A 6,861-nucleotide genomic window follows, 5' to 3' on the forward strand; every position below is an offset into this window, starting at 1 on the left:
CATTTACAATTCGTTACATCTAAATAAAAACAAAATGAGAAATAAAAAATGACAGAGAACAACAACGCTTCGCAATCAGTAAGCACAAAAAAACGTAAAAAAGCCCCGCTTATTGCTACTGCGATCATGCTGTCATTAGGTCTTGCTGGTGCCGGATATTGGTACGGCTATGGCCAATACTTTGAATCTACCGACAATGCCTACCTACAAGGCGACATCACGAATATAAGCCCGAAGGTGTCAGGTTATATTGTTAAGTCTTACGTGAGTGATAACCAATCGGTTAAACAAGGTGACTTGTTGGTTCAAATTGATGATCGTGATTACCAATCTGCACTTGCTCAGGCGAATGCGCATTTAAGCGTCGTTCAATCAAGCGTACACAACCTTATCGCTCAACAAACGTTACAACGTAGCCAAATAAATCAAGCCGAGAGCCGTGTTGATTCCGCACAAGCTGAATACGAGCGTGCAATCCAACAAGTCGTGCGTTCTCGCAGCTTATTAAAGCGCAACTATGCTTCGCAAGATGAAGTCGACAGCATGGTCGCACAACAAAAAGTCACCCAAGCAGAACTTGAAGAAGCAAAAGCAAACCTCGTCGCAAGTAATGATCAGCTAATCGTGATTGCGAGTGAAATCGAACAAGCAAACGCATCCGTGACTGAAGCTCAAGCACAAAGAGATCAAGCACAACTTAACCTTGATTACACCAAAGTTTACGCGCCAGCAGATGGTGTAATTGGCAAACGCAGCGTGCGAGAAGGTCTGTTGATTCAAGCCGGCGCGCCACTTATGAGTTTGGTACCAAACAACCAAGTGTGGATCGAAGCTAATTTCAAAGAGACACAGTTAAGCGGCATTCATAAAGGTCAATCCGTAGAAGTTGAATTAGATGCCTTCCCGGGACAACCACTTGAAGGCGTGGTAGACAGTTTCTCTCCTGCGACTGGCGCCAAGTTTGCGCTACTGCCACCAGAAAACGCGACCGGTAACTTTACTAAAATCGTTCAACGTGTACCGGTGAAAATTACCATTCCAGATCAGCAAGAATTGAAAGGTAGATTGCTTCCTGGTTTGTCTGTGGTAGCGACCATCGATAAACGAGGCTAGATCATGAGTAACGCTGGTGTTGTCACCCACACTAATGATGATGGAGTGGTTTCTAGACGCCATTGGATCGCCCTATTTGGCGGTTTGATTGGCGCGTTTATGGCGATCTTGGATATTCAGATCACCAACTCGTCTCTCAAAGATATTCAAGGCGCGCTGTCTGCCACCTTAGATGAAAGTTCGTGGATCTCTACGTCTTATCTAGTCGCAGAGATGATTGCTATTCCACTCAGTGGTTGGCTTTCTAAAGCGCTCGGTAAACGCCGTTATATCACGTGGACGACGGCCATTTTCACCATTTCATCTTTGTTGTGTTCGTTCTCTTGGAACATGACCTCGATGATCGTGTTCCGGGCGATGCAAGGCTTCAGTGGTGGCGCTTTAATCCCGCTTGCTTTCTCGTTAGTGATTCAGTTATTGCCTGTTAACAAGCGTGCTGTGGGTATGGCACTGTTTGGCGTAACCGCGACCTTTGCTCCATCGATCGGCCCAACATTTGGTGGCTGGCTGACGGAGAACTTTTCATGGCACTATATTTTCTACATCAATATTCCGCCTGCTTTGCTTGTGATCACCATGATCCGATATGGCTTGGATGATGAAAAGCTCGACCTTGGCACGCTAAAAAAAGCGGACTGGTTTGGTATCGCGACCATGGCGTTAGGGCTAGGTTGTTTGGAAGTGGTACTAGAAGAAGGTAACCGTGAAGAGTGGTTCAGTTCGAGCTTTATTATTGGCTTGAGTATCGTGTCGGCGGTGAGTTTAGTTTACTTCGTGATAAACGAACTCCAACACAAAAAGCCATTGGTTAACCTGCGGCTATTGCGGGATGGGCAGTTTGCTATGTCTTGTGTCGCCTATTTGATTTTGGGGATGGCGTTGCTTGGCTCTATCTATGTGCTGCCGATGTATCTCACTCAAATTCAGCAATATAACGCGATGGAAATTGGTGAAGTGCTAATGTGGATGGGTTTCCCACAGCTTCTGATATTTCCAATTGTGCCCAAACTAACACAGATCATTAAGCCTAAGTACTTGGTGACCTTTGGCTTCGCGATGTTCGGTTTCAGTTGTTACGTAAATACACACATGACAATCGATTTTGGTGGCCAGCAGCTGATTTTGTCTATGGTTCTGCGTGCTATCGGTAGCCCATTTATTATGGTTCCGCTGTCTTTGGTTGCCATGAAGAACATCAGTAAAATGGACACGCCAGACGCATCAACTTTAACCAACGTGATGCGAAACCTAGGTGGTGCTTTCAGCATCGCGATTATCGCTACGCTATTGGATAACAAAACCCGTGAGCACTTGGCACACATCAAGGAGTCGTTACCTTCTGTGAGTCAACTTGGCTGGCAGACGCTTCAGCAACAACAAGCGTTTTTCATTCAGTCAGGAAGTGATGCTGCAACGGCGATGCAACAAGCGCAAGCAAGCTTACTTGGTACAATGCAACGTGACGCTGCCATCATGGCTTACAACGATGTGTTCTTAATGATGACGGCGTTCTTGGCTCTAGCGGCAATATTGATTTTGAACATGCGTGATTAGCGCTAGTTTTTTAGTAAGTAAAACTTCAAAAAAGACTACATTTCAAATAAACAATCGTGTAAGAAAACAGAGAGGTAAGCTTATCGGCTTATCTCTTTTTTATTTCTAAAACACGGATAACCCCACAAAAATAAGGTAAACGTAACCTGCGTTTGAAGGCTTTCATAAATGTAATCGAATACTCTTTAATTACCAATAGTTTATTGAGTGTTTGTATGTGATATAGGCACCTTGACAATGTGCAACCTGACACCTAAATTAAACATAATATTTGGTATTGAGGAAAATGGATTTGACCTTACCAACAGACCTGCGGGTTTTGATTGTCGACGACTCTAAGAGCGCAACAATACTTATTAAGCAGCAACTCTCGAGCTTGGGTATTTCACATGATTGCATCTTTATTGCGACCGATTATCGACAAGCCATCAAGGCGGTCGAGACGCATTCATTTCATGTACTCCTCATTGACTACCACTTAGAGCAATCCTTCACGGGGTTTGAGCTTTTGGGGATCCTCTATCGAAACAGGCTCATCGATCATACAGTCGCCACGATTCTTGTTTCTGGGGATATGCGTCAGGAAACCGTATTGACTGCCCTTTCTGGCGAAGCACATCACTTTGTTTCTAAACCGATCAATACTCAATCTTTAGGCAAGAAGATTCAAAGTGCTGTGTCCGTTTCGAAGAAACTCACCCAACTGAATGACTTATATCCGATCACTAATCTGGAACGATTGAGACAAGCGTTAGCGATCTCCCCGAATGGCAATAGCGTTCAGTTTGAAGCGACGTTGATTGAGCACTTAATTGGAGGCAAAGAATGGGATTTGCTTTCAAGCACAATCAACAACTCAAACACGAATATGCACCCGACCAAATTAGTCGCAGAGGCATTAATTCTAGACAACTTGGGTAAACCGAACCTAGCCATAAAAAAGCTCCACAATTACCTGATTGCTCAACCGTTGTCATTAAACGTTATTGATTGTTTAAGCTGCATTTATGAAAAACATAATATGTTACTGCCCGCACTTAAACTGGCCATAAGAGCGTTTGAAATGACGCCTAGCATCAGTCACCGTGCGATAAGAGCAATCGACTTGGCAGAAAACGTCGACAACACTCTTATGCTTATCAAGCTTGGTGAGATGTACGCGACGCATATATCGTCTGCCGACATTGATATTATTCATTCCATTGACGCTCACTTCAGTTCACTAAAGGCGACCTACCAACGTGAGACACAATTAAAGTACAAACGTATTCTGCTGGAACATGCTAATCAATTCACAGAGTTGGTAAATCTCAAACTTCCGGTAAAACAACAGCAACAAGTTCTGGCCAGCCTTGCCCTATTTCAAAGTAATATTTTACTCATTGAGAACAGCCCTCAAGTTGCTCACAAGAAAGTGATTCGAGCCTCGACACTGTTAGCAAATAACTTTTACAACCAACCCACTCACTTATTGCTTCAATTGCTACCTCTTTTAACTCACTTTGGCGAGTACTCCCTGTACCACTTAGTTGCAGAGTGCCTAAAAGCTCGAGGGGAGACAATAAACCATCAACTTGAATCAAAAGATGTAGACCCTTCTACTTGTGTAAATATCGAAAATTCCGATTCCATCCAAGAACTAAAGGACTACATTCACAATTACCCATATTCAATTGCTGCGAAACTTGACTATATATATGCAGTCCATAAAGCTCATATAGAAGAAAACCTTAGACACGAATACTTGAAACAGCTCGCACAGCTAGAGCTTCCACCAAGATGGAGCCAATGGCTCAGTGATTCATTAAGATCTGGTTTTTCTACTAAGCCGCCCAGCCCATTTTCAACATACAGCCGACAGGAGTCTATATGCTAGATTTTGATGCCCTAAATGCCTACTTAGATAATGACAAAGAAGTGATTTTCGCCGTGTTGTCTGTGTATCAAGAAGACCATGGCAATTCATTAGAAGAGATACAAGAACTGGTACAGCAACAGGATTGGGGCAAGCTTCATTTTACCGTGCACACATTAAAAGGCATATTAGCCAGCTTCGGCGAAGAAACCGCCACCGTGGCCTTAGAAAGAGTCGAGCAAAACACACTTAATAAGCTTGCACCTCAAGATGATGATCTTTCTGTTATCTACAGCGAAATGAAGATCATCAACAAACAAATCGATGAGGTGCTCAGCACTTATTAGTCAATTCAATGAGCTTTTAGTAATAACTTTTAGTATTCCGTAACAGCTTTTAGTCTCCACTAATAGTTTTATAGTTTTATAGTTTTATAGTTTTATAGTTTTACGCAGCAAACAATGTCAGCTGAACAGGTTAAAGAGCTGAGGTACTTTGGCAACATGGAACCTCGACTCTTGCCACGTTCTCCTCATTTTCCCTATCAATTATATAGCCGCCCGCTCCTATAAATTCACTCGATTTATCTACATGCGCCAATGCATAATACATACTTTATAAGCTATGCATGTTCATGTTTCCCATGAAAAACCGACACGTTCGATGAGATGTAAAATGGTTAAATACTTGTAGATCTTTTTGTGACGTAAGTATACGAAATTGCATTTTATTTATTGGTAAAGAAGAAACTGTTATCTACACTCTAATGAAACCAAGCGTTAATCACTTGGTGGCATAATAATAAAATAAAAAAATAAAACGTTCAGTCGGCTAAAAAAGGACAAGGAAATGAACAATGACAGTTTTGCTGCGTTTCAGGGGCTCACGGATGACACACCCACTAAAGAATCATTTTCTACCACTGCAGAACCTTATGCTCACTATCTAAAGGATATTGTGGGGATTGATTTGCTGTCGCGTGAAGATGAGGTGTATTACGCAAAATTGAATCGCGCGGGTGACAAGCAAGCACGTGACATCATGATCGAATCAAACCTGCGACTTGTTGTAAAAATCGCAAAGAGTTACCTAAAACGTAAAGGTAACAACTTCACGCTGCTCGACCTGATCGAGGAAGGTAACATCGGCTTAATCAAAGCAATCGATAAATACGACCCCGAACCCGGTTATCGCTTTTCGACTTACGCCGTATGGTGGATTCGAGAGAATATTGAAGCGGCATTGATGAACAAAGGTCGTACTGTCCGATTGCCCGCCCACGTATGCAAAGAAATAAATAGCCTCGCGTCCAAGAAGCTCGATGTAAGTAAAAAAATGAGTAAAGAGATTTCTATTTCAGAGTTGTCAGACAGCTCTGGTGTTAAGGCCGAACGCGTCGATCAACTGGTGGCGTTAAGTGGGTTTATTGACGTGACAACAACGGTTGGTATCAGCCACGCACCGATAGTACTTGAACAGTGTGAAAGTGAGTATATCCCTGACCCGCAAAAAGATTGTGAAGATCAGTCTTTTACCCAAGCTCTAGAGCAAATCATAAACACACTGCCACCCAAATTACAGAAGGTTCTCATTCACCGTTTTGGTTTCTTTGATAACAAGGTGAAAACACTGTCTGAGGTGGGACAAATGCAAGATGTGAATGTTTCTAATGAGCGTGTTAGACAAATGCAGAAAGAAGCAGTCGAGAGAATTCAAAAACGACTCAAATTTGATGGTTGGGTGTAAGTCTCAACCCTATTGACAAGTAATAACGACAGGAAAGAACAATAACGTTAGACAAAAGCATCGTTAATCGAGAGCAACAACGTTAATTAAAGAAAGGACCTTAAGGGTGAGCCTCAAAGCTTGCCCTTTTTGTTTGCCTGTTTTGTTTACCTAATTCGGTAGAAAAACAAAAAGATCGTAAGCTCACGCCCCCTAAATGGCTAATCGCTATTGGCAAATGCCACAGCATTCACTTACCTTAAAGAAGTGACTCGCTCACTGCGTAAAATGAGATAATTGATGTAAGTGGTTTCAAGGCAATCTTGTTCCCACACAGATAAAATCCGCTTAGCCGCAAAATAATAATCTTTGTTTCTCAACAGCATCCCAACAGTGCCGCTGAGCTTTTCAAATCGAACGTGATCGCTCGCAGAGATGTAGTCATCTTCACTTTCAATAATGGGTGCTAAACCATCAGCAAACCAATTATTCAATATTTCTCGCATCTCTAATTCGGACTCAGGCACATCCACACTCGACAACTCACGATGTTGAGGTGGTGGCACGATGTACTTCGACGCTTGCGGTGAACTGACATAACGATACATGTCGTC

General features: G+C 42.7%; 6 protein-coding genes. 5 read left to right on the forward strand and 1 reads right to left on the reverse strand.

What is annotated here, in order from left to right:
• Positions 1 to 48 precede the first annotated feature (48 nt).
• The 5 genes from DUN60_RS21635 to DUN60_RS21655 all read left to right on the forward strand — a co-directional run bounded on the left by DUN60_RS21635 (position 49) and on the right by DUN60_RS21655 (position 6,268).
• Positions 49 to 1,113, forward strand: a complete 1,065-nt coding sequence (locus DUN60_RS21635) for an HlyD family secretion protein (RefSeq protein ID WP_019822141.1) — start codon at positions 49 to 51, stop codon at positions 1,111 to 1,113.
• A 3-nt stretch (positions 1,114 to 1,116) separates the two neighbouring features.
• On the forward strand, positions 1,117 to 2,667 hold the full coding sequence (locus DUN60_RS21640; protein ID WP_114635413.1) for a DHA2 family efflux MFS transporter permease subunit: 1,551 nt from the start codon (positions 1,117 to 1,119) through the stop codon (positions 2,665 to 2,667).
• A gap of 286 nt (positions 2,668 to 2,953) precedes the next feature.
• Positions 2,954 to 4,543 (forward strand): response regulator, encoded by a 1,590-nt coding sequence (locus DUN60_RS21645; RefSeq protein ID WP_114635414.1) that lies wholly within the window; start codon positions 2,954 to 2,956, stop codon positions 4,541 to 4,543.
• A complete protein-coding gene (locus DUN60_RS21650; protein ID WP_017079133.1) occupies positions 4,537 to 4,869 on the forward strand; it encodes an Hpt domain-containing protein in 333 nt (110 codons plus the stop codon). Before DUN60_RS21645 ends, DUN60_RS21650 begins: the two co-directional genes overlap by 7 nt.
• Positions 4,870 to 5,371: 502 nt before the next feature.
• A complete protein-coding gene (locus DUN60_RS21655) occupies positions 5,372 to 6,268 on the forward strand; it encodes a sigma-70 family RNA polymerase sigma factor (protein ID WP_114635415.1) in 897 nt (298 codons plus the stop codon).
• A 233-nt stretch (positions 6,269 to 6,501) separates the two neighbouring features.
• On the opposite strand, the gene DUN60_RS21660 is transcribed toward DUN60_RS21655, so the two are convergent.
• Positions 6,502 to 6,855 (reverse strand): hypothetical protein, encoded by a 354-nt coding sequence (locus DUN60_RS21660; RefSeq protein ID WP_017079131.1) that lies wholly within the window; start codon positions 6,853 to 6,855, stop codon positions 6,502 to 6,504.
• Positions 6,856 to 6,861: the final 6 nt, after the last annotated feature.

The organism is Vibrio splendidus (assembly GCF_003345295.1).
Classification (GTDB): Bacteria; Pseudomonadota; Gammaproteobacteria; order Enterobacterales; family Vibrionaceae; genus Vibrio; species Vibrio splendidus_K.

What these genes read in the sequence shown, in the direction of transcription:
- DUN60_RS21635 (WP_019822141.1), top strand. Translation starts at nt 49, where the DNA reads ATGACAGAGAACAACAACGCTTCGCAATCAGTAAGCACAAAAAAACGT.
- DUN60_RS21640 (WP_114635413.1), top strand. Translation starts at nt 1,117, where the DNA reads ATGAGTAACGCTGGTGTTGTCACCCACACTAATGATGATGGAGTGGTT.
- DUN60_RS21645 (WP_114635414.1), top strand. Translation starts at nt 2,954, where the DNA reads ATGGATTTGACCTTACCAACAGACCTGCGGGTTTTGATTGTCGACGAC.
- DUN60_RS21650 (WP_017079133.1), top strand. Translation starts at nt 4,537, where the DNA reads ATGCTAGATTTTGATGCCCTAAATGCCTACTTAGATAATGACAAAGAA.
- DUN60_RS21655 (WP_114635415.1), top strand. Translation starts at nt 5,372, where the DNA reads ATGAACAATGACAGTTTTGCTGCGTTTCAGGGGCTCACGGATGACACA.
- DUN60_RS21660 (WP_017079131.1), bottom strand. Translation starts at nt 6,855, where the DNA reads ATGTATCGTTATGTCAGTTCACCGCAAGCGTCGAAGTACATCGTGCCA.